We start from the raw sequence: 21,367 nt of genomic DNA on the forward strand, positions 1-21,367 counted from the left end.
GCGTGCGGCTAGGATGCGCCGCCCATGCGCGTCGAGCTGCTGTGCACCGGTGACGAGCTCGTCACCGGACTGACCCCCGATACCAACAGTCCGTACCTGGAGGCGCGGCTCTTCGAGCTGGGCATCAAGGTGACGCGGGTGGTGCTGGTAGGGGACGTTCGTGAGGACATCACCCGGGCCTTGCGAGAGGCCGCGAGCCGCTCGGACGTGGTCATCGTCTCGGGGGGGCTGGGCCCCACCGCGGATGACTTCACCGCCGAGTGTGCCGCGGTGGCCGCGGGTGTGCCGCTCGTGGAGGACCCCGGGACGCTCCGCTTCCTCCGCGAGCGCGCCGAGAAGCGGGGCCGGGAGCTGACGCCCAACGTGGCGCGCATGGCGCTTGTGCCCGAGGGCTCGGAGGTAGTGCCCAACCCGGTGGGGTCCGCGCCCCTGTTCATCGTCCGGGTGGGGGGGAGCCGGCTCTTCTTCCTGCCGGGCGTGCCGCGCGAGTACCGGGCGCTGGTGGACGGCGCAGTGTTGCCTCGGGTGCGCGAGGAGCTGGAGAAACGGCCGGAGCGCACGTACCGGGCCTTCCGCCTGCTGCGCACGGTGGGTATCCCCGAGTCCGTGCTCGACACGCGTGTGGCCCCGCTGGCTGCGGCGCACCCGAGGGTGGTGTTCGGCTTCCGCACGCACGCGCCGGAGAACCAGCTCAAGTTGATGGCGGAGGCCCCCTCCCAGGCCGAGGCCGAGGCTGCCCTGGCCGCTGCTGAGACCGCCGCGCGCCGGGAGCTGGGCCTGGCGGTATACGGCTCGGACGGGGACTCCTATCCCATCGTGCTGGCGAAACTGCTGACGGAGGCGAGGGCCACGCTGGCGCTCGCCGAGAGCTGTACTGGGGGCCTCATCGCGGCGCAGCTCACCGGGGTGCCCGGTGCGAGCAGCTTTCTGCTGGGCGGCGCGGTCGTCTACACCGAGAAGATGAAGACGGCCTGGGCCGGGGTGCCGGCCGAGCTGCTGGCCCGTCATGGCGCGGTATCGAGTCCGGTGGCGATAGCCATGGCCGAGGGCATTCGCGCGGCCTGCGAGACGACCTACGGCCTGTCCGTGACGGGCTTCGCGGGCCCAACGGGAGGGACCGCCGAGGACCCCGTGGGCACTGTCTACTGTGCGCTCGCCGCGGAGGGAGCCCCCACCCGTTGCGAGCGTTTCTCCATCTCTGGCGATCGGGACCTTGTGCGTCTGTTCGCCGCCTCCTACGCGCTCGAGCTGCTGCGTGAGCGCCTGTTGACCCCGCCTTCCGCCCCATGAGCCGCTCCAAGTCCAAGCATCCCAAGCAGTCCCCCGTCCAGGCTCACGTGTCCGAGTCATCTCCCGCGTCGGCCAGCGAGTCTCGGACGGCCCCACCCGAGTCTCCCGCTCCCGAGCGTCCCGTTGTCCCGGGGGCGTCGGAGCGGCCCGTGGAGTCCTCCGGGTCCACAGGGGGGCGAGGCGGGGTGGTGGGAGCCGCGCTGAGGATCTGGCTCGCGGCGTACCGGGTGGAGGTGGTGCTCTTCCTGGTGAGCTTCGCGGTGCTGGCCAGCTTCAGCTCGCAGCGCTTCCTGCGGCAGAGCGAGGCGCCGCACTTCGTGTACCAGGCGAAGGCGTGGCTGGAGGGGCGGCTGGACCTGGACCCCGAGGTGCTGCCCAACCTGGAGGACTGGGCGTGCGTGCGCGAGGTGGAGGGGAAGAAGGTGCGGTGCGAGGGGCGGGTGAGGCCGGGGGATCGCTGGTTCGTGAGCTTCCCGTCGTTCCCCGCGGTGGTGATGCTGCCCTTCGTGGCGCTGCACGGCTACCAGTTCAACGACACCTCATTTGGGGTCATCGTCGGGGCGCTGGCGGTGGCGCTCTTCTATTCGCTGCTGCGCTTCCTCGCGAAGGAGGGGGAGACGGGGCGAGAGCGCACGGAGAACGTGGGCCTGGCGCTGGTGCTGGCCTTCGGCACGCTCTTCTTCTACGCGGCCATCCGGGGTGAGGTGTGGTTCAGCGCGGAAGTGATGGGCGTGGCCTTCACGTGCCTCTACGTGCGCAACGCGGTGCGGGCACACCGCCCGGTGCTCGCGGGCCTCTTCTTCTCCATGGCCACGCTCACCCGCACGCCGCTGCTGTTTGCCGGGCTCTTCTTCGTGTTGGAGGCGCTGTGTCCTGGTCCGGACCGGCTCGGACAGCTCAAGGCGCTGGGCGCCCACTGGAAGCCCGCGCTGCGCAAGCTGGGGCTGTTCGCCCTTGGGGCCGCGCCGCTCGCGCTGCTGGCGGCGGCCTACAACCTCTACCGCTTCGGCAGCCCGAGCGAGTTCGGCCACGCATTCCTCTACAACAACCGCGTCAACGTGGACATTGACCGCTGGGGCCTGTTCGACCTGTCGTACCTGTCGCGCAACCTGGAGGCGGCCTTCCTCAAGCTGCCGAAGGTCTCGTTCAACCCGCTGCGGTTGGGGTACGACCCGCACGGCCTGACGCTGCTGCTGACGCTGCCGCTGCTCGTCTTCCTGGTGGTGCCGAAGCTGAGGCCGCGTCTGCACTGGCCGCTGTGGCTCACCGTGGCGGTGACGGCGCTGCCCGGGCTCTTCTACCAGAACACCGGGTACATGCAGTTCGGCTTCCGGTTCAGCCTCGACTACACGCCCTACCTGCTGCTCCTCTTCGCCATCGGTGGCTGGTCCTTGCGCCAGCGCGCGGTGTTGGCCGCGGTGACGCTCGGGGTGCTGGTGAACTTCTGGGGCGCGGTGGCCTTCCGCGGCTACACCGAGCTTGTCCGGAACTGGTAGGGCTGGGCACGTTGGCTTGACCAGCCGCCCTTGGGCGAGCAGATAACGGGATGTGACACAACCGCCCTCAGGACCCACTCCCCCCTCGGGACCGCCGCCTCCCGGTAAGCGCTGGCACACCCGCGAGGACAGCGGCATTCGGCTCGATGCACGGCTGCGCTGGTGGCATGACGACGAGCCCATCCAGCACCCGCGCATCATCGAGCTCTTCAACACCTCGTTGGTGCTGGACGAGCAAGGCCGCTACCAACTCCAGATTGGCCAGGACTGGTGCTACGTCCAGGTGGAGGACGCCGCCTACGAGGTGCGCACCGTGGACGTCACGCCGGACGAGAGGGTGTCCGTGCGCCTGAGTGACCGGACCGCCGAGGCGCTCGACCCAGTCACTCTCGCCGTGGACTCCGAGGGCGTCCTCACTTGCCGGGTGAAGGGCGGCCGGGCGAAGGCGCGCTTCTCCCGGGATGCCCAGTACCAACTCGGTGAGCTGATGGAACAAGACGAGGGTGGCCACCTGTACCTGCGCGCTGGCCAGCGCCGTCTCGCGGTGCCTGTGGCGCTCGAAGCCTTGGGCGCCTAGGCCATCGCGGCTGGGGCCTCCAGCTCGGCCGCCGGATTCGGAACGGGGCCGGGCAGGGTCATCCCCACCACCTCACGGGCGAGCGCCTCCAGGGCCTCCGGGTGCTCGCGCAGCCACTCCGAGGCCCGCTCCCGGCCCTGGCCGATGCGCTCCCCGCGCAGGCTGAAGTGGCTGCCGGACTTGTCCACCAGCCCCGCCTGCACTCCCAGGTCGAGCACCTCGCCCGGGCGGTTGATGCCCACGCCGTACAGCAGATCGAACTCGGTCTCCTGGAAGGGCGGGGCCACCTTGTTCTTCACCACCTTCACCTTCGCCCGCGTCCCCACCACGCTCTCCCCGTCCTTGAGATTGCTCGTGCGGCGGATCTCCATGCGCACCGAGGAGTAGAACTTCAGCGCGTTGCCGCCCGTGGTCGTCTCCGGGTTGCCGAACACCACGCCGATCTTCATGCGGATCTGATTGATGAAGATGATGCAGCACCCCGAGCGGCTCACCGCGCCCGTCAGCTTGCGCAGCGCCTGGCTCATCAGCCGCGCCTGCACGCCCATGTGCGCGTCTCCCATCTCACCCTCGATCTCCGCGCGCGGCACCAGCGCCGCCACCGAGTCCACCACGATGAGGTCCACCGCCCCCGAGCGCACGAGCTGCTCGGTGATCTCCAGCGCCTGCTCACCGGTGTCCGGCTGGGAGATGAGCAGCTCCTCCACGCGCACGCCCAGCTTGCGCGCGTAGTTGACGTCCAGCGCGTGCTCCGCGTCGATGAAGGCCGCCACGCCGCCCTGCGCCTGCACCTGCGCGATGGCGTGCAGGGTGAGCGTCGTCTTGCCCGAGGACTCGTTGCCGAACAGCTCCACCACGCGTCCGCGCGGGTAGCCGCCCACCCCGAGCGCCCGGTCCAGCCCCACCGAGCCCGTGGGGATGACAGCCACCCGCTGCTCGCGCACCTCTCCGCCCAGGGGCATCACCGCGCCCTTGCCGAACTGCTTCTCGATCGCCGCCACCGCCGCCGCCACTGCCTTCAGCTTCTCCGTCAGCTTGTTCATCGTCGCTCCTCGCCGCCCTTGATGAGTGGGGCTTCGCCTCGGAGCCGGAATGGCCCGGGCGTGCCGCGGGGAGCATGAGCAACAGCCGTGCCGCACCCGGCTCACTCGGAGCGAGTGGTGCGCGGGCGTCTCATTCCGCGCGAGGCGTCTCGCACGGCGGAGCCATGTGACTCACGGACGAGGGGAGGGCGGTTCAGGCAGGAGTCTCGGAGAGGCTCTCGTCGCTTCCAGCCGGGAGAGAGTCCAGGGGCACGCCGCCTTCGCCGCCGATGTCGCGGTGGAGCTGGATGATGATGTCGCGCACCTCGTTCATGAGGACCTCGCGCTGGGGCCCCTTGCGCCCCACGGTGGCGATGGGTTGGCCCATCTTCACCCGGATGGGGTGGCGCTGCAGTCGGACGCTGCCTCGGGGGAGCATTCCTCGCGTGCCCTCGATGGCGATGGGGATGATGGGCACGCCTGCCTCCACGGCCAGCACGAAGGAGCCCTTCTTGAAGGGGAGGATGCGCCCGTCCAGCGAGCGAGTGCCCTCGGGGAAGGCGAGGATGTTGGATCCGGCGCGGATGCGCTCGCCCGCCAGCTTGAGGCTGCGCATGGCCTCTCGTCGGTTGGAGCGGTTGAGGAAGATCATCCCCGTTCCCGCCATGTACCAGCCGAGGAAGGGAATCCACTTGAGCGCGTGCTTGGCGATGAAGCGGATGTTCACGGGAATCACCGCGAACGCCACGGGGATGTCGAAGGCGGACTGGTGATTCATCAAGAAGATGTGGGGCTTGCTCCAGTCCACGTCAGGCAGGGGCTCGACGAGCAGGGGCGAGCCGGTGATGCGCCAGTGAATGGGAGCCCAGAAGCGCCGCGCCATCATGAGCGGCACCTCTCCGTTGAGGGTGAGGATGGCCGCCAGCCCGGACACGGTAATCCAGAACACCAGCCACAACGTGAGGAAGACGGCCTGGAAGAGTGCGATGAGGGGTGACAGGAGCTTCATCACCCGGTCTTCTAGCTCGCCCAACCGCCGCCGGGTACGGGGTAGACAAGGGGACGTTGATTGCCTTGAACTTCCCCCCGCTGGGAGGAACTTCCTGAACATGACAGGCTCACGCGAGACGCTTCCCCACGTGGTCATCCTCGGTGGTGGTTTTGGCGGCCTGTACGCGGCGCGTTCGCTGCGCAACGCTCCGGTGCGAGTCACCGTAGTGGACCGGCAGAACCACCATCTCTTCCAGCCGTTGCTGTACCAGGTGGCCACGGCCACGCTGAGCCCGGGAGAGATCGCCTCGCCGATCCGTGGCCTGTTGGGCAGGGAGGTGACGGTGCTGCTCGCCGAGGTGACGGGCGTGGACGTGGCGGGCAAGCGTGTCCTGCTGGCGGACGGTGAGCTGACCTACGATTTCCTCATCATCGCCACGGGAGCGACGCACTCCTACTTCGGCCATGACGAGTGGGCGAAGCATGCCCTGGGACTGAAGACGGTGGACGACGCGCTGGAGGTCCGCCGCCGGGTGCTGCTGGCCTTCGAGATGGCCGAGCGTGAGACCGACCCGGTGCGCCGCCGCGAGCTGCTCACCTTCGTCATCATCGGCGCGGGGCCGACGGGGGTGGAGATGGCCGGGGCGCTCGCGGAGATCTCCCGTCACACGTTGACGAGGGACTTCCACAACATCGACCCCTCGCAGGCTCGGATCCTCCTGTTGGAGGGGTTGCCGCGCGTGCTGCCCGTCTATCCGGAACACCTCTCGGAGAAGGCCCGCCGCTCGTTGGAGAAGCTGGGAGTGGAGGTCCGCACAGACACGCGGGTCACCCACATCGACGAGACGGGCGTGTACATTGGTGAGGAGCACATTCGGGCGCGGAGCATCATCTGGGCCGCGGGAGTGGCGGCCTCTCCGGTGGCTCGCTCGCTGGGCGTGGAACTGGACCGAGCGGGCCGTGTGAAGGTGGCGCCCGAGCTCACGCTTCCTGGCCGTCAGGATGTCTTCGTCATCGGCGATCTGGCGCACTTCATCCAGGATGGCGAACCCATTCCGGGGGTGGCGCCCGCGGCCATGCAGCAGGGCAAGCAGGCCGCGCGCAACCTCCGCCTTCAACTGCAAGGCAAGCCGATGGAGGCCTTCCGTTACTGGGACCGCGGCACCTACGCGGTCATCGGGCGTGGCAAGGCGGTGGGAGTGGCCTTCCGGCGCTTCGAGTCCTCGGGCTTCAGCGCATGGCTGGCCTGGCTGGGCATCCACGTGCTCTTCCTCATCGGATTCCGCAGCAAGCTGGCCGTGCTCATCAACTGGGCGTACTCGTTCATTGCCTTCAAGCGCTCGGCCCGCCTCATCACCGGCCCCTTGCCCGAGTTGGTGCGGCCGGGAAGAGCAGGGGAGGGCTCACTCAGAAGTCATCCGGGGGCTGAGAGTCCCGTTGGGGACGCGGCGGTGGGTTGACGGCCCCCTGCCAGGGCGGCGGGCCTCCGAGGGTATTGGTGTGCAGCCAGCTTCGCCGGTCGATCTGCCGGCAATCAATGGCCAGGCGCACGTCCGCATCCGCGATGTGCTCGCGCCCTTCCAGGTCCGCCCGGGTCCGCGCCAGCTTGAGGATGCGGTCATGGGCGCGCGCGGACAGGCCGTACTGCTCCATGGCCCTCTCCAGCTGCGTGCCAGCCTTCGAAGACAGTTTGCAGTAGCGGTGCAGCAGCTGCGTCGGCATCTGCGCGTTGCAGTACACCCCAGGGGCGTCGCGGAATCGGAACCGCTGCCGCTCGCGGGCGGCCTCCACTCGCTCACGGTAGTGGGCGCTCGTTGGCTCTTCCCCTTCGTTCCGGGCGATGTGGTGGTACTCCACGGGGCGCGTCTGCAGGGTGATGTCGATGCGGTCTAGCAGCGGCCCACTCACCCGCGCGTGGTAGTCGTGGACGCGGTTCTCCAGGCACGTGCATTTGCGTCCGGGGACGTTGAAGTAGCCGCACTGGCACGGGTTCATCGCCGCCACCAGCATCACCCGGCAGGGGTAGGTCACGTGCTGGGTCGCACGCGCCAGATGGATGGTGCCCTCCTCCAGTGGCTGTCGCAGCACCTCCAGCACGTTCTTGCGGAACTCGGGCAGCTCGTCGAGGAAGAGCACTCCGTGGTGTGCCAGGGACAGCTCGCCGGGTCTCGTTGCTGGGCCGCCGCCCACGAGCCCCGCGTCGGAGATGGTGTGGTGGGGTGCGCGGAAGGGCCGCTCGCGCATCAGGGTCTGCTCGTCTCCCAGCAGTCCGAGCACGGAGTAGATCTTCGTCACCTCCAAGGCCTCGTCGAACGTCATCGCGGGGAGGATGCCGGGCAGCCTCCGGGCCAGCATCGTCTTGCCCGAGCCCGGAGGACCGCACAGCATGATGTTGTGGCCACCCGCTGCGGCCAGCTCCATGGCCGTCTTGATGTCCGCCTGACCCCGGACGTCGGACATGTCCAGCGGGGCCAGGCGCCCGCGCGAGAGGGCAGGGGCGCCTTCCTCGCGGGTGAAGGGGGCCAGGGGCTTCTCCCCGGTGAGGTGGTCCACCGCCTCGCGCAGGTGATGGACGGCCAGCACGTGGATGCCCGCCACCAGCGCCGCCTCGGCCGCGTTCGCCGCGGGCACCATCACTCCCTGGTAGCCCTCGTCCCGCGCCGCCACCGCCAGGGGCAGCACGCCCTTGATGGGCTTCACGCCCCCGTCCAGCGACAGCTCCCCGCCGAAGAGGTAGCGCGACAGGGGCTCCTCCTCCATCAGCTTCGCCGCCGCCAGCACCCCCAGCGCGATGGGCAGCTCGAAGGCCGCGCCTTCCTTGCGGATATCCGCCGGGGCCAGGTTCACGGTGATGCGCTTGGAAGGCAGCTCGAAGCCACAGTTCTTCAGCGCGGAGATGACGCGCACCTTGGACTCGCGCACCGCCCCCTCTGGGAGCCCCACCACGTTGAAGTAGGGCAATCCCAGCGCCATATCCACCTCGCACTCCACCACCACCGCGTCGATTCCCATCAACGCGCCCGACCTCACCCGCGCCAGCATGTTCTGCCCTCCAAATGGTTCTCACCAGGCAGGAGCAATGCGCGTACCGGCGTTCTTTCGAGGAAGACCCCATGCCGCTGGGTCCCCGGGCCGGGATGGCACGTCTCAGGGTGGAGGGGCCTCATCCGTCGCCTCGCTCGTACCGTAGGAGAGGAAGCGGACAGCCAACGTGGAAATCGATTATTCTAGGGCGCCATGGAACACACCGCTCAGGCCCCACACTCGGGAAGCGCTTCCCGGTCCGTCCACGTCCGCCGCGCAGATTTGAAGCGCAACGCCCGGCTGAAGCTGACGTTCGCCATCTTCCGCTTCTGCCTCTACGGAATGGTGGGCCTGTCGTCGGAGATCTTCTTCTACAACCTGGTCCGCATCGCCCGGCACGTGCCGCTGCTCGAGATGCTCTTCCGCTTCCAGTGGCGGGTGGATGACCGGCTGCCCCTCAACGACATGTGGGACACGCCCATCGTCGCGGCGTACGGCCAGTGCTCGCTGTGGATGTTCCTCATCTATGGCGTGGCCTGCTTCTACTTCATCGAGGCCATCTACCGCCGCACCTTCCGCCAGAACACGCTGCTGCGCGCGGTGCTCTACGGCCTCGCCATCCTCCTCTTCGAGGGCCTCAGCGGGCTGTTCCTGGAGAAGCTGACGGGTTACCGCATCTGGTACTACGCGGACAGCGGCGCCATCCTCTGGCAGATGACGTCGCTCTACATCCTGCCCATCTGGATGGTGACGGGGCTGATCGCGGAGTTCATCTACAGGGAGTTGATGGACCCGGACCTGGTGGCGGCCTTGGAGTCGCCCTTGCCGGCCACGCCCGAGGAGACGGAGGCCTCGCTCCAGCTGATGCAGTAGGTGCAGGCGTGGCCGTCATGGCCGGACAGGTCGATGCGGATGTTCTCCGCACCGGCCGTCCGCAGGCCCGCGTGGAGGATGCCCGCGGTGAACGTGGGCAGTGGGCCAACCTCGTTCATCCACAGCTCGAACTGGCGCGGGCTCAGCTCCTTGAGGCGGGACTCGGTGTAGTTGTTGCCCGCCCGGAAGTTCTGCGTGGCCCTCATGAGGGCCCGCCGCGGCCCCAGCACGCGCAGCAGCGAGAGCACCGCGCGTCCCAGCATCGTCTCGCGGAAGCCGTCGATGCAGGCCTCGCCAATCTTGAAGGCTCCCTCGTCCAGCGGCTCGTTGGGGTAGAGTTCCTGCGCCGCGATGCGCAGGAACATCATCCACGCGTCGAACGGGTAGGCGGGGCGCAGCTTCTGATTCAGGTCCAGCCCGGCCTGGCGCAGACGCGTCTTGCAGGCGGGCGTGAGGCGTCCGTGCAGCGCCCGCACGAAGACCGCCTCGATGGTCTGTTCAAATACCAGGAGCTCGTCGGCCATGAGAATTTTACACTCTAGCCGACGAGCTCCGTAGTTGTGAATCCCACTATGACTACGGGGCCGGAGCCGGCGCGGGGGGCGCGTTCGGATCCACCGGGGCACCTGCGGCGGCGGCCGGGATGTCCTCGGTGGCCATGCCCAGCACGAAGGCACCGGCCTGCTTGGCGCCGTCGAAGGCGGCCACCAGCAGACCGTAGTTCGCCTTGTCGTCCGCCACGAAGAAGACGATGCGGTCCTCCTTCGTCTTGGCGGCCAGCATGCGCTTGAGCTTGTTGACGTACTCGTCCTTCTTCACCGGCTCGGTGTTGATGGAGTAGGTGCCGTCGGCGTCCAGCTTGACGATCAGCTGGCTGTTGTCCTGCGGCATCTGCTCCACCGGCACGTCTTCCGTCTCCGGAATGCGCACCTCGATGTCCTTCTCGAGGAGCGGCGTGACGACCATGAAGATGATGAGCAGCACGAGCACCACGTCCACGAGGGGCGTGACGTTGATCTCCGAGTTGGGAGGAGTCGAAGCTTTGACAAACTTGCGCTTGGTGCTCATGGCTAGTTCTTCTGCTCCTCGACACCCAGGAAGATCTTCTTGGCCTTCGCCTTGCGGGTGACCTCCATCACCTGGCGCACATCGCCAACGGTGAGGGCGCTGTCACCCTTGAGGAGGATCTTCTTGTTGGGCAGGTAGGAGAGCGTGTCCTTCAGCTTCGCCTCCAGCCCCGCCACGTCGTACTCGTCCTGCTCCACGAACATCTTCTTGTCCGTGGTGACGGAGAGGATGATCGGATCCGGATCATTCGTACTGCCCTTGTCGTCCTCCACCTTGGCTGCCTTGGGCAGGGTGACGGACTTGCCACGCTGGAGCATGGGCGTGACGACCATGAAGATGATGAGGAGCACCAGCACCACGTCTACCAGCGGCGTGACGTTGATGTCGCTCTTCGGGCCCCCTTGGGAGCCGCCTGTGGACATTCCCATGCGTGCACCTGTTCCTGGAGAAGAGAGCGCCCGCCCCACGTGGGGTCTCCGTTACGCGGAGACCCGTTGCACGAGGAGGCGGGCCTTTGGCTCTCGGGAGGACTAGGCCTGGGGGGCGTGCGAACCACCCAGGTTGCGCGCGACCACGTCCAGGAACTCGTTGGAGGACTCGGAGATGTCCACCGAGCGAGCGTCCACCCAGCCCGACAGGAAGTTGTAGGCCATAACCGCCGGGATGGCCACCAGCAGACCGAAGGCCGTGGTGATGAGCGCCTCGGCGATACCGGCAGAGATGGTCCCCAGACCACCCGAGCCAGCGGCCGCCATGAGCTGGAAGGCGTTCACGATACCCATCGTGGTGCCCAGCAGACCCACGAACGGAGCCGTGGAGCCCACCGTGGCCAGCACGCCCAGGCCGCGCTTGAGGCTCTGCACCTCACGCTGCGCCTGGCGCTCGAGGGCGCGTGCCACCGACTCCACCGCCACTTCCTTGTCGGAAGGGCTGATCCGGTACGCGGTCAGGCCGGAGCCGATCACGCGGCCCAGGTGGCCGATGTCCTTGCCCATGTTGGTGTTGGCGGCCTGCTGGAGATCGCCCTTGGCCAGGATGGCGCCCATCTTGGCCGCGAAGTTACGCGAGTCCTTGCGGGTCTTGCGGAAGACGATGATGCGCTCCGCCATCACGACCAACGACGCGACGGACATGATCGCCAGGGCGAAGATGATGCAACGGGCGAAAAGACCCGTGGATGCCCAGATGCCAGCAAGCGTGAAATTAGCTGAATGATCCATGGTGGGGGAATGCGCTCCTCCTCGAGCGCGGTAAGGGTACGTCAGTTACGGCAGATGTGGCGGAGCCCAGACTAGCGGGGCAGGCTCAGACGGATGTTGAAGGTGTAGTCGACCTGAACGGGCCGGCCCTGGAACGTCACGGGCTTGTAGCGCTGAGCATACAGCGAATCCAACACCGCCTGCTCCATGTGGGGCAACGGCTTGATGATGCGGCAGCGCTCGATCGCTCCCTCGGTGGTGATGACGCACTTGACGATCATCAGGCCCTGAACGCGCGCCTCGAGGGCCTCGCGGGTGTACTGGGGTGCCGGACCAGACATCTTCTCCGGGCGGGTCATTCCCGCGCCGAACGGAAGCACGTCCGTTCCAGTGCTGCCCACCTGGCCACCGAGCACTCCACCAACCACTCCGCCCACCACGCCGCCGATCACACCGCCGGGCACGCCACCCTCGACGCCACCCTCCACCTCTTCCTCGCTGGCCTCCTCTTCCTCGCCAGCGTTCGGATCAGGCTCCACCTCGGGCGGCTTCTCCTGGGGGATCTCCTTGGGCTGCACGATGACGTCGGGCTTCTTCACCACCGGCTTCTTGGTCGGGTTCTTCTTCGACGCAGGCGGTGGAGGAGGCGGAGGCGGCGGCGGGGCAGCCGCCATCGGCGGAGCCATCGCCTGCTTGAAGGTCACCTCGACCTCCTTCTCCTTCTCCTTGGCAGGCCGCGCAGAAATCCAGACGGCGAACACGAAGAGACCGACATGCAGCACGACCGAGATGAAGGTGCCCACGCCGAAACGCGTCTTGGGGCCTTGTCCGCGGTCAAGGACAGAGTCGAACATGCGTAACGCTCCTGAACTCCGGTGGACACCCACCACGTCCCGCCCGGATCACAAAAGGCGCGCTACATTACAAAAACCGGGGACGGGTGCAAGTGACCCCACCCTGGAAGGCCACCTGCGTGATCGGCCAATGCCCCACAAGTCACCAAAAAGCAACGGCATATTGACAACTGGAGGACCCCAGGTATTTTCCCGTACCATTTTAGTTGCAGTGCAAGCCCACCTTGGAGGGGTTCCCAGCATGCAAGTAAGACGGATGCTCCGGGCAACTGGAGTGGTTGTGGTCGCGGGTCTGTCGTACGGGACTGCGGCCTATGCGGATAGCGTGATTGTCGGTACGGTTGTCAGCGCCGACACCAAGAAGCCGGTCTCTGATGTGGTCGTCACGGCTACATCGCCCAATCTTCAGGGCGAGCAGGTCGTGGTGACAGACGCGCAGGGTCAGTACCGCATTCCCCAACTGCCGCCGGGTATCTATACCCTCCGGTTCGACAAGGAATCGTTCAAGCCGTTCTCGCGTGGTGAGATCCAGCTACGTCTGGACCGCACCATCCGCGTGAACGTGGAGATGCTGCCCGAGGCCTTCACCGAGGTCATCGAGGTGACGGCCCGGCCGCCGACCATCGACGTGGGCTCGACCAGCGTCGGCATGAACGTCGACCAGGACTTCATCAAGCGCATCTCGGTGAACCGCCCTGGCGGCAAGGCCGGTGCGACCCGCTCCTTCGAGTCCCTGGCCGAGCTGGCCCCGGGCGCGCAGAGCGACGCGTACGGCGTGTCCATCAACGGCACCACGTCGCCTGAGAACGGGTACGTGGTGGACGGTCTGTCCACGAACGACCCGGCCTTCGGCATCAACGCCAGCCCGCTGAGCGTGGAGTTCGTGGGTGATGTCAACATCATCACCGGTGGCTACATGCCGGAGTACGGCCGCTCCACTGGCGGCGTGCTCAACGCGGTGACGAAGTCCGGTTCCAACGAGTTCCATGGCTCCGTCTATGGCACCGTCACCCCTGGCTTCCTCGAGGGTCGGCGCCAGCAGGTGGTGAGCGCCCAGTCGGTCGTCAGCGGCCGCAACGCGCTGGACTTCATGGGTGATGTCGGCGCCACGTTGGGCGGTCCGATCATCAAGGACAAGCTCTGGTTCTTCGCCGGTGTGGCCCCGTCCTACAGCCACTACACCCACACGCGTACCCTCAACCGGTTCGACACGGAGCTCTACACCGCCAATGGCACGGATGGCGTGGCGGGCACTCCGGACGACGTGATCCGGGCCCGTGTCGTCAAGGACGCCAACGGCTTCAACAAGTACACCACCATCCCCGGGTCCGAGCGCACCTTCGGGGCCCAGGCTCAGAGCCTGCAGTACATGGGCAAGCTGACCTACCTCGTCAACCAGGACCACAACGTGTCGCTGTCCGTCGCGGGCACGCCGAGCACGTCCGGTTCCACGGGGGTCCTGTCGATCGACCCGCAGACGGGCGGTCTGTTCGCCACGCTCAACGGCAACCCCGCGAGCTTGGCCAACCTTGTGGAGCTGTCGAGCGCCACGTCCGTGGCCTTGAAGTACGCAGGTGCCTTCGCGGAGAAGAAGGTCCTGGTGGACGCGAACGTCGGTTGGTTCCACCAGACGGCCTCCACGCTGCCGTCGGACGGCTCGCAGCTGGGCTCCGAGGAGGGCATGTCGGGTTTGGCGGCCGTGCAGTACCGCCAGCGGCGCCCCATCTGGTACTACCAGTACGAGAGCGACATCGAGGGCATCCGGGCCTACTGCAACGAGAACGTGCCGGGCGTCTCGGAAGCGAGCTCTGGAACGGTTGCCTGCCCGACCACGAACTACCGTGAGGGTGGTCCGGGTCTCGTCACCGATGGCACGCTGGATCGCGTGCAGATGAACGCCAAGGGCACGTACCTGCTCGACCTGCTCGGCAGCCACGTGATCAAGGCGGGCGGTGACGTGGAGTTGCTCAGCTACAAGCTGGACAAGGCCTACACCAACCGCATCTTCCTGCGCGAGGCGACCGACGGCTCCTACTGGCAGGACTTCCGCCGCTACGGCTACCAGGAAGGACCGGACAGCGCGGTCTCCGAGTTCCTGCAGAGCTCCTCCACCACGAGCACCACGGTGGGTGGCTTCATCCAGGACAGCTGGACGATCGCCAACCGGGTGACGTTCAACGTGGGTGTGCGGTATGACACCCAGTGGTTGTACGGTGCGGACAACAGCCTGGCCTTCGTGCTCGGCAACCAGCTCTCGCCGCGCCTGGGTGTGATCGTCGATCCGTTCGCCAACGGCCGCATGAAGGTGTACGCGAACTTCGCTCGCTACTACGAGCAGGTTCCGCTCAACCTCCTGGACCGCCAGTTCCCGGGTGAGCGCCGCTACTCCGTCTTCCGCGCTGCTGGCACCGGTGCCGGCTCCTGCGATCCGGCCACCATGGCGACGCGTGATGGCCAGCAGGAGTGCCTCTACGACCCGGATTATATCGATCCGCGGACGGGTGAGGCCGACCCGAAGAACCAGGAAGGCAACCTGCTCGATCAGCACGGGCCCGGTGAGCTCAACCCGAGCTTCACGCACGCGGGTGGTAAGGTCGACCGGTCGCCGGTGGACCCCAACCTCCAGGCCCAGTCCTCGGACGAGTTGCTCCTCGGCGCCGAGTACGAGGTGCTGGCCAACATCCGGTTGGGTGCCAACTACACGCACCGCTACATGAACTCGGTCATCGAGGACATGAGCCGTGACGATGGCAACACCTACTTCCTGGGCAACCCGGGCCAAGGCTTCGCCAAGGAGTTCCCGAAGCCGGTGCGTAACTACGACGCGGTGACGGTGTTCCTCAACCGCACCTTCAGCGACGGCTGGCTGGCCCAGGCGAGCTACACCTGGTCCCGCCTCGAGGGTAACTACCCTGGCCTCTTCCGGCCGGAGAACTCCCAGCTCGATCCGAACATTCTCTCGGACTTCGACCTGATCTCCCTGCTGAAGAACCGCTCGGGTCTGCTGCCCTACGACCGGACCCACGCCATCAAGATCTTCGGTGCCAAGGAGTTCAGCTTCACCAATGATCTGAGCGCGAGCATCGGTCTGTCCTATCGCGGCAACTCCGGTACGCCCATCAGCGCCATCGGAGCCCACGAGCTCTACGGTCCGAGCGAGGCGTTCATCGTTAACCGCGGCAGCATGGGCCGGACCCCATGGGTCAACAACATCGACACCAACCTGGGTGTCAACTACCGCGTTTCCAAGACGAACGTGGTGTCGCTCAGCCTGGACGTGTTCAACATCTTCAACTTCCAGGGAGTCACCGCAGTCGATCAGATCTACACCAACGTGGCCGTTCTGCCGATCGAAGGTGGCAAGGCGAATGGTGAGCTGTCGCCGGATCAGGTCAACAAGGCGGATGGCTCGGGCCCGTTGACCGAGGCTGATCGCAACCTGAACTACAAGAACCCGACCCAGTACCAGGCCCCGCGGCAGATTCGCGTCGGACTGAAGTACACGTTCTAAGACCTCCAGCCGGATTGGGACTTCAAGAAATGAGCAACCGTATTGCAACTGCTGTAGCTGTCCTCGGTGCTGCCGGCGTCATTTCCGGTTGTGTCCTTGAGCAGCCCTCGCCCGGGTGCCAGGTCCAGGACTCCGACGTTCCCTGGCAGGCCGTGTACACCCTGAAGAACGCCGATGACGCGACCAAGTCGTGCGGCCAACTGAAGGGTGAGGCGCTGGGCGTCTGGAAGTACGTGGAGGATCCGCTCGGGACCCCCAAGAACGTGCTGGTCATCCGGCCGCAAGGGACTGCCTCCCGGTTCGCCTACACGTACGAGTACATGGCGACGGACGCCAAGGGCAACCCGGTCAAGAAGTTGAAGGAGATCACGCGCGTCGATCTGGATGCGCTGGAAGAGGAGCGGGAGGGGCAGGCCCTCGAGGTCATGAAGGCGGCCAACACCGGTCCTGCATCCTTGGACATGGAGGCCAACTCCGAAGGTCTGTGCACGGCGAAGGACTTCTCGCGGCCGGCCACTGTGAACGCGGCAGAGGCGCGCCACCACGAGACCAACGCGCTGCTCGCGCCTGCGGAGACCATCACCTACACGTACAGCAACGTGCAGGTGTACTCGGCCGCGTCGGCACCTGGCACCCAGCTGACTGGCACGTTCACCTACTCGGACGGTCCTGGCTGCACGGTGGAGTACGAGGTGAACGCGATCTGGCCGCAGGTGCTCTGCAATGCAGACGCGGAGGACTCGGCTGAGAAGTGCGGCGAAGGCTCGGGCATCAACCCGGACTTCGACGTGCGGTGCGACGAGTCCCAGCCGGACACCATGCGTGACGACGATCACAATGGTTTCCAGGACGTGGACGACGACGGCAACAAGCTCGTCTGGAAGGGTGCTTGCGTGCCCTCCAAGAAGGTTCCCTCCTTCAAGTAAGGGCTCGGCCTCTCCGAGGCTGATCTGAAGTCCATCGCGGCCCCGGTTGCTCCTCCCCCACGTGGGAGTGGCGGCCCGGGGCCGCGGTGTTTATGGACGGTTGATGCCCCGCGTGGGGGCTTTTTGGGAAGGTGCATGGAGGGTCGCTACACACTGATTGAACGCGTCCAGGCGCTGCTGGGCGATGAACAGGGGACGCTCCACAAGGAAGCGCCCTACCGGGTGGCCCTCTGCTACCCGAGCCCCTACCACGTCGGCATGAGCTCGCTCGGCTACCAGGCCATGTACGGCGAGATTCACGCCCACCCAGGGGCCACCGCTGAGCGAGCCTTTCTGCCCGATGACGTGGAGGTGTACCGGCGCACGCGTACGCCCCTCTTCACCTTCGAGTCGCAGACCCCCGTCTCCAGCTTCCACATGCTGGCCTTCTCCGTGGCCTATGAGCTGGAGCTGACTGGCCTGTTCTCCATGCTGGAGCTGTCCGGCATCCCCGTCCTCAAGGAGGAGCGGGACGAGCGCCATCCCCTCGTGGTGGCTGGCGGGCCGCTGACCTTCTCCAATCCGGATCCGCTCGAGCCCTTCGTGGACGTGCTCGTGCAAGGTGAGGCCGATGATCTCATCCACGTTCTGCTGGAGGCGGCGGCGTCCATGGAGAAGGACGCGCTGCTGACACATCTGGCGAGCATCCCTGGCTTCCGGGTGGCCGGGCGAGGGGGCAAGCGCTACCACGTCGCCAAGGCCACGGACTCACGGCTGCCGGCGCGCTCGGCCATCGTCACCCCGCACACGGAGCTGCGCTCGATGTTCCTCATCGAGCCCGAGCGCGGTTGCTCGCGCGGGTGCCACTACTGCGTCATGCGGCGCACCACCAACGGCGGCATGCGCACCGTTCCGCCCGAGCGGGTGCTGTCGCTCATCCCCGAGCATGCGAAGCGCGTGGGACTCGTGGGCGCCGCCGTGACGGACCATCCCCGCATCGTTGAGTTGCTTCGCACCCTGGTGGACTCGGGCCGGGCGGTGGGCGTGTCTTCGCTGCGTGCGGACCGACTCACCCAGGAGCTGGTGGATCAGCTGCGGCGCGGAGGCGCCACCAACCTCACCGTGGCCGCGGATGGGGCCTCGCAGCGCATGCGCGAGCTGGTGGACCGCAAGCACTCCGAGGAGCAGATCATCCGCGCGGCGAACTTCGCCAAGACGGCGGGGATGCGGCAGCTCAAGGTGTACAACGTCGTCGGCCTGCCGCTGGAGGAGGACGCGGACGTCGACGAGCTGGCTCGCTTCACCGTGGAGCTGTCGAAGATCCTCCCGGTGGCGCTGGGCGTGGCGCCTTTTGTGGCCAAGCGCAATACGCCCCTGGATGGGGCCCCCTTTGCCGGCATTCGCGAGGTGGAGGGCCGGCTGGAGCGGCTGCGCAAGGGTCTCAAGGGACGCGCCGAGGTGCGGCCCACGTCGGCGCGCTGGGCCTGGGTGGAGTACATGCTGGCCCAGTGCGGCCCCGAGGCGGGTCTGGCCGCCATGGACGCCTGGAAGGCCGGTGGCGGCTTCGCGGCCTTCAAGCGCGCGTTCAAAGAGCGTGACTGCCAACCCTTCGTCGCCCGCCGGGTGGAGGATGGACGGCGCCGGCCCACCGAATGGCCCACCGTGGAGAACGTGGCTCCGCCCTACGTCTGACACTGGTGCGGCCCGTCCTTGCCCCGGGCCGCCCGCTGTCTGCTAGAAGGCCGCATGCGCCGTTTCCAGGCGCCAGGAGGCTTCTGCGGCAGTGAGCACGGATCGCGTGGACAAGGCGTGGCAGCGCAAGGGGCTGAAGGACTACTCGACGGAGGCCATTGTCGGGACGCTCGGCCACTACGGCGTGACGGTGAGCGAGGCGGATTTCCGCCAGCTCGCCGAGAAGCAGTACCCGGCCAGTATTGCCGAGGCGTGGCTGCCTCAGTGGAAGGGCACCGGTCAGTTCGCCCCCTTCCCGTATGCCGCCGCAGGAGAGCTGTGGAAGCGCTGGCAGTCCGGTCGGCTCGCCCCGTACGAGCTCTCCGAGAGCCTCGCCCAGCTCATGGGCGCCCTCGGGCAGCTCCTCCAGGGCCTGCAGCAGGCTCCCGTTGCTTCTTCCTTCGAGCGGATGAACGAGGTGCGCAAGAGCGTGCCCGTCAATGACAAGGGCGAGCCCGACCTCGGCTTCATGCAGGAGGCCCTGAGCGTGTTCGACGAGCGCGCCGCCCGCACCTTCGACGACCTGGCCGAGATGCTCGCCAAGGCGGGCCACGCCGAGCACGCCGAGGCCTTCGCCGACCTGGAGGAGTTCCTCCTGCCGGATCGCCGCGGCATCGCCAAGCCCATCATCCGGGCCTCCCGCGGTGAGCGCGACGCGGCGCTCGAGGACCTGCAGAAGGCGGCCACGGACAGCTCGCGTACGCCTATCTCGCGCGTGCTCGCCGTGGAGGGCCTGCTGCACCTCAAGGCCAACGACAAGGTCGCCGCAGTGGGCCGCCCCCTCCTCGAGGAGGCCGAGCGCATCCAGGACTGGCACCTCGCGCTGGATCTCGTCGCCCGCCTGGAGCACGCCTACAAGCAGCTCGGCGATAGCACCGCACTCGCGACCCTCGCCCAGGACCGCGCCCGCGTCGAGAAGGCCCACGACGAGGCCCACCCGGGCCACCGCCGTCACCAGCATCAGCACTGACCGGGAGTCATACCCTCTGCCCCCAATATCCCCTCTCCCTTCGGGAGAGGGTCAGGGTGAGGGTACCCGTCACGGTGTTCCCATCCGTGGTCCCCAAGTGGGGCCACGGGTTCAACCTCGGAGTCCCGATACCCTCACCCCGTCCCTCTCCCGAGGGGAGAGGGTCTGACCCGAGTGCTCACCGTGTAGGCTCCCTCTCCCTTTGGGAGAGGGTTGGGGTGAGGGTCGTCCTCAATACGGGACGTCTTCCTCCGGGGGCGGTTGAGCCGCTTGTGCCTCTCCGGCGGCCTGTGCGGCCTGGATGTCCTCGGCCGTCTGTCCCCGGCGGGGCAGGGGGATGTACTTCACCTCCGGCACCGCCTCCTGCACGTCCTTCACCGGGACCACCGCCCCCACCGTCGTGTAGCGGATGGCTCCCGTCTGCGTGAAGGTGTGCCGCAGCTCGTACGACTTCGCCCTCGGAAGGAACCACTCGCGCACCGTCTTCAACGGCAGCACGTGCAGCTCCCCCTGCGCCAGGAACACGTACACCAGCAGATCCGCGCCGCTGTAGAGGAAGCAGCCCGGCGTGTCCCGCTCCAGGTTGGACACCAGCTCGAAGAAGTAGCGCCGGCGGCGCGGCTGCCGGTCTCCCTTCACCTCGATGCCGCGCACCTCTCCCGAGGATAGCTCCCACAGCAGGTCCACCCCGCGGTGCTGGAAGCGCGGGTCGTCCTGCACGTCATGGACGCGGGAGCTGGGCTCGGTCGCCAATAACCAGTTCCGGGCGTATTGCACGGCCCGATCGGCCGCGCCCATCACGCCCCTCATGCTGAAGCCGCGCGCCATCGCTCAGCGGCGCAGCTCCACACCCGTGGCCACCAGCTGCACCTCGCGCGGCTTGCCGTCCGTGCCGCGCGGCACGATGGCGCCCTCTGCCTCGTAGTGCTTCGCCATCGGCTCGCTCAACTCCGTCACCTTCACCACCCCCTCCACCCGCGCCGACGAGCCGGCCGAGTCCAGCGGCACGAAGAAGCCGTAGTCCTTGAACGTCACCCGCACCCCGGCGCCCTTCGCGCCCTCGGCGAGCTCCATCCAGCAGCCCTTCTTCGCGCACGCCTTGCGCACCTCCCCCTCCACGCGAACCGTCTTGCCCTCATGCGTCTGCGGCTTCGCCAGCAGCTCGGAGAGCTTCACCGCCGGAGCCCCCTTCAACGCCTCGCCGCGCGTGAGCGTCCAGCCCGCGGTGGGCTTCGCCTCGGCGGGCGGCGGTGGGTGGGGGCAGTCCTCTTGAACGGCGGGCTTCGCGGCCGGAGGCTCGGCGAGAGCCACGAGAGGAAGGGCCAACAGCGTCAGCAGGGCAGAGCGGAAGGTCTTCATCCCCCACCGATAGCTCGAAGCCTTTGTCCGGGCAAGGCGCCCGCCATCCCGGTTACACTACCCAACGTGAAGGTCACCCTCCCCAAGCCCAACCGCACCTTCGGCCCGGCCGACATGCTCGGTCTCGTGGGCCTCGTTGGATTGCTCATCGCCCGCTACATCCCTGTGGCCAGGCTCATCCCCTTCTGGGGCTGTGCCCTGCGCGAGACGACGGGCTGGCCGTGTTTCGGCTGCGGACTGACGCGGGTGGCCGACCGGGTGGCCCACTTCAACCTTCCCGGAGCCTGGGATGCCAACCCGCTCGGGACGCTGGCCGCCCTCTTCTTCGCCCTCATGGTCGTGGTGACGGTACTGCACCTCGTCTTCGCCATGCCCATCCCCCAGCTTCACCTGTCTCCCACCGAGTGGCACCGGGCCCGCATCGCCGCCGTCACCGTCATCTTGCTCAACTACGCCTGGGTGGTGGTGAAGACGAAGTTCCCCCACCTGCTCGCCTAG

20 protein-coding genes are annotated in these 21,367 nt (G+C 67.2%); 10 read left to right on the plus strand and 10 right to left on the minus strand.

Going from position 1 to position 21,367, the window contains the following annotated elements:
* Window positions 1-24 precede the first annotated feature (24 nt).
* Genes OV287_RS12125 through OV287_RS12135 form a run of 3 tightly spaced genes read left to right on the plus strand, consistent with a single transcriptional unit; the run spans window position 25 to window position 3,363 of the window.
* A complete protein-coding gene (locus OV287_RS12125; RefSeq protein WP_267534183.1) occupies window positions 25-1,290 on the plus strand; it encodes a competence/damage-inducible protein A in 1,266 nt (421 codons plus the stop codon).
* Window positions 1,287-2,786: a hypothetical protein gene (locus OV287_RS12130; protein ID WP_267534184.1), complete on the plus strand. Its 1,500-nt coding sequence runs from the start codon at window positions 1,287-1,289 to the stop codon at window positions 2,784-2,786. The genes OV287_RS12125 and OV287_RS12130 overlap by 4 nt, the downstream gene beginning before the upstream one ends.
* Before the next feature lie 52 nt (window positions 2,787-2,838).
* Complete coding sequence (locus OV287_RS12135) at window positions 2,839-3,363, plus strand: DUF1285 domain-containing protein (protein WP_267534185.1); 525 nt, start codon at window positions 2,839-2,841, stop codon at window positions 3,361-3,363.
* On the opposite strand, the gene recA is transcribed toward OV287_RS12135, so the two are convergent.
* Window positions 3,360-4,406 (minus strand): recombinase RecA, encoded by a 1,047-nt coding sequence (recA, locus tag OV287_RS12140; protein ID WP_267534186.1) that lies wholly within the window; start codon window positions 4,404-4,406, stop codon window positions 3,360-3,362. The two genes, OV287_RS12135 and recA, sit on opposite strands and share 4 nt — an antisense overlap.
* 193 nt (window positions 4,407-4,599) lie before the next feature.
* A complete protein-coding gene (locus tag OV287_RS12145; RefSeq protein ID WP_267534187.1) occupies window positions 4,600-5,394 on the minus strand; it encodes a lysophospholipid acyltransferase family protein in 795 nt (264 codons plus the stop codon).
* Window positions 5,395-5,494: 100 nt separating this feature from the next.
* On the opposite strand from OV287_RS12145, the gene OV287_RS12150 reads away from it, so the two are divergent.
* Window positions 5,495-6,835: an NAD(P)/FAD-dependent oxidoreductase gene (locus tag OV287_RS12150; protein ID WP_267534188.1), complete on the plus strand. Its 1,341-nt coding sequence runs from the start codon at window positions 5,495-5,497 to the stop codon at window positions 6,833-6,835.
* Here the strand turns inward: OV287_RS12150 and OV287_RS12155 are convergent.
* A complete protein-coding gene (locus tag OV287_RS12155) occupies window positions 6,783-8,417 on the minus strand; it encodes a YifB family Mg chelatase-like AAA ATPase (protein ID WP_267534189.1) in 1,635 nt (544 codons plus the stop codon). The genes OV287_RS12150 and OV287_RS12155 overlap by 53 nt on opposite strands.
* Before the next feature lie 195 nt (window positions 8,418-8,612).
* On the opposite strand from OV287_RS12155, the gene OV287_RS12160 reads away from it, so the two are divergent.
* Window positions 8,613-9,272 carry a hypothetical protein gene (locus tag OV287_RS12160; protein WP_373371823.1) on the plus strand — a complete coding sequence of 220 codons (660 nt, stop codon included), beginning with the start codon at window positions 8,613-8,615 and terminating at the stop codon, window positions 9,270-9,272.
* Here the strand turns inward: OV287_RS12160 and OV287_RS12165 are convergent.
* The 5 genes from OV287_RS12165 to OV287_RS12185 all read right to left on the minus strand — a co-directional run bounded on the left by OV287_RS12165 (window position 9,173) and on the right by OV287_RS12185 (window position 12,393).
* Window positions 9,173-9,796: a DUF2378 family protein gene (locus tag OV287_RS12165; protein ID WP_267534191.1), complete on the minus strand. Its 624-nt coding sequence runs from the start codon at window positions 9,794-9,796 to the stop codon at window positions 9,173-9,175. The genes OV287_RS12160 and OV287_RS12165 overlap by 100 nt on opposite strands.
* 52 nt (window positions 9,797-9,848) lie before the next feature.
* Window positions 9,849-10,340 (minus strand): ExbD/TolR family protein, encoded by a 492-nt coding sequence (locus tag OV287_RS12170; protein WP_267534192.1) that lies wholly within the window; start codon window positions 10,338-10,340, stop codon window positions 9,849-9,851.
* 2 nt (window positions 10,341-10,342) lie between these two features.
* Entirely contained in the window at window positions 10,343-10,768 is a 426-nt protein-coding gene (locus tag OV287_RS12175; protein ID WP_267534193.1) for an ExbD/TolR family protein, read from the minus strand.
* 102 nt (window positions 10,769-10,870) lie between these two features.
* Entirely contained in the window at window positions 10,871-11,560 is a 690-nt protein-coding gene (locus OV287_RS12180) for a MotA/TolQ/ExbB proton channel family protein (protein WP_267534194.1), read from the minus strand.
* A gap of 71 nt (window positions 11,561-11,631) precedes the next feature.
* The gene (locus tag OV287_RS12185) at window positions 11,632-12,393 is read right to left on the minus strand and encodes an energy transducer TonB (RefSeq protein WP_267534195.1); all 762 of its coding nucleotides are present in this window, start codon (window positions 12,391-12,393) and stop codon (window positions 11,632-11,634) included.
* Between the two features lie 241 nt (window positions 12,394-12,634).
* Between OV287_RS12185 and OV287_RS12190 the strand changes: the two genes are divergently transcribed.
* From OV287_RS12190 to OV287_RS12205, 4 genes are all read left to right on the plus strand, one after another.
* Complete coding sequence (locus tag OV287_RS12190) at window positions 12,635-15,904, plus strand: TonB-dependent receptor (protein WP_267534196.1); 3,270 nt, start codon at window positions 12,635-12,637, stop codon at window positions 15,902-15,904.
* A 152-nt stretch (window positions 15,905-16,056) separates the two neighbouring features.
* Window positions 16,057-16,830: a hypothetical protein gene (locus tag OV287_RS12195; protein WP_267534197.1), complete on the plus strand. Its 774-nt coding sequence runs from the start codon at window positions 16,057-16,059 to the stop codon at window positions 16,828-16,830.
* Window positions 16,831-16,965: 135 nt separating this feature from the next.
* A complete protein-coding gene (locus OV287_RS12200) occupies window positions 16,966-18,501 on the plus strand; it encodes a radical SAM protein (RefSeq protein ID WP_267534198.1) in 1,536 nt (511 codons plus the stop codon).
* A gap of 91 nt (window positions 18,502-18,592) precedes the next feature.
* Window positions 18,593-19,510: a hypothetical protein gene (locus OV287_RS12205; protein ID WP_267534199.1), complete on the plus strand. Its 918-nt coding sequence runs from the start codon at window positions 18,593-18,595 to the stop codon at window positions 19,508-19,510.
* A gap of 231 nt (window positions 19,511-19,741) precedes the next feature.
* Here the strand turns inward: OV287_RS12205 and OV287_RS12210 are convergent, their stop codons facing one another.
* The gene (locus OV287_RS12210) at window positions 19,742-20,338 is read right to left on the minus strand and encodes a hypothetical protein (RefSeq protein ID WP_267534200.1); all 597 of its coding nucleotides are present in this window, start codon (window positions 20,336-20,338) and stop codon (window positions 19,742-19,744) included.
* 3 nt (window positions 20,339-20,341) lie between these two features.
* Complete coding sequence (locus OV287_RS12215) at window positions 20,342-20,869, minus strand: DUF4920 domain-containing protein (protein WP_267534201.1); 528 nt, start codon at window positions 20,867-20,869, stop codon at window positions 20,342-20,344.
* Between the two features lie 66 nt (window positions 20,870-20,935).
* On the opposite strand from OV287_RS12215, the gene OV287_RS12220 reads away from it, so the two are divergent.
* Window positions 20,936-21,367, plus strand: coding sequence for a DUF2752 domain-containing protein (locus OV287_RS12220; RefSeq protein ID WP_267534202.1), 432 nt, complete (start codon window positions 20,936-20,938; stop codon window positions 21,365-21,367).

The organism is Archangium lansingense, from assembly GCF_026626635.1.
Taxonomy (GTDB): domain Bacteria; phylum Myxococcota; class Myxococcia; order Myxococcales; family Myxococcaceae; genus Archangium; species Archangium lansingense.

Excerpts from the sequence above, each read along its gene's own strand:
- OV287_RS12155 (WP_267534189.1), bottom strand. The coding sequence starts at position 8,417 with ATGCTGGCGCGGGTGAGGTCGGGCGCGTTGATGGGAATCGACGCGGTG.
- OV287_RS12150 (WP_267534188.1), top strand. The coding sequence starts at position 5,495 with ATGACAGGCTCACGCGAGACGCTTCCCCACGTGGTCATCCTCGGTGGT.
- OV287_RS12160 (WP_373371823.1), top strand. The coding sequence starts at position 8,613 with ATGGAACACACCGCTCAGGCCCCACACTCGGGAAGCGCTTCCCGGTCC.
- OV287_RS12190 (WP_267534196.1), top strand. The coding sequence starts at position 12,635 with ATGCAAGTAAGACGGATGCTCCGGGCAACTGGAGTGGTTGTGGTCGCG.
- OV287_RS12165 (WP_267534191.1), bottom strand. The coding sequence starts at position 9,796 with ATGGCCGACGAGCTCCTGGTATTTGAACAGACCATCGAGGCGGTCTTC.
- OV287_RS12175 (WP_267534193.1), bottom strand. The coding sequence starts at position 10,768 with ATGGGAATGTCCACAGGCGGCTCCCAAGGGGGCCCGAAGAGCGACATC.
- OV287_RS12180 (WP_267534194.1), bottom strand. The coding sequence starts at position 11,560 with ATGGATCATTCAGCTAATTTCACGCTTGCTGGCATCTGGGCATCCACG.
- OV287_RS12200 (WP_267534198.1), top strand. The coding sequence starts at position 16,966 with ATGGAGGGTCGCTACACACTGATTGAACGCGTCCAGGCGCTGCTGGGC.
- recA (WP_267534186.1), bottom strand. The coding sequence starts at position 4,406 with ATGAACAAGCTGACGGAGAAGCTGAAGGCAGTGGCGGCGGCGGTGGCG.
- OV287_RS12125 (WP_267534183.1), top strand. The coding sequence starts at position 25 with ATGCGCGTCGAGCTGCTGTGCACCGGTGACGAGCTCGTCACCGGACTG.
- OV287_RS12170 (WP_267534192.1), bottom strand. The coding sequence starts at position 10,340 with ATGAGCACCAAGCGCAAGTTTGTCAAAGCTTCGACTCCTCCCAACTCG.
- OV287_RS12215 (WP_267534201.1), bottom strand. The coding sequence starts at position 20,869 with ATGAAGACCTTCCGCTCTGCCCTGCTGACGCTGTTGGCCCTTCCTCTC.
- OV287_RS12145 (WP_267534187.1), bottom strand. The coding sequence starts at position 5,394 with ATGAAGCTCCTGTCACCCCTCATCGCACTCTTCCAGGCCGTCTTCCTC.
- OV287_RS12210 (WP_267534200.1), bottom strand. The coding sequence starts at position 20,338 with ATGGCGCGCGGCTTCAGCATGAGGGGCGTGATGGGCGCGGCCGATCGG.
- OV287_RS12130 (WP_267534184.1), top strand. The coding sequence starts at position 1,287 with ATGAGCCGCTCCAAGTCCAAGCATCCCAAGCAGTCCCCCGTCCAGGCT.
- OV287_RS12185 (WP_267534195.1), bottom strand. The coding sequence starts at position 12,393 with ATGTTCGACTCTGTCCTTGACCGCGGACAAGGCCCCAAGACGCGTTTC.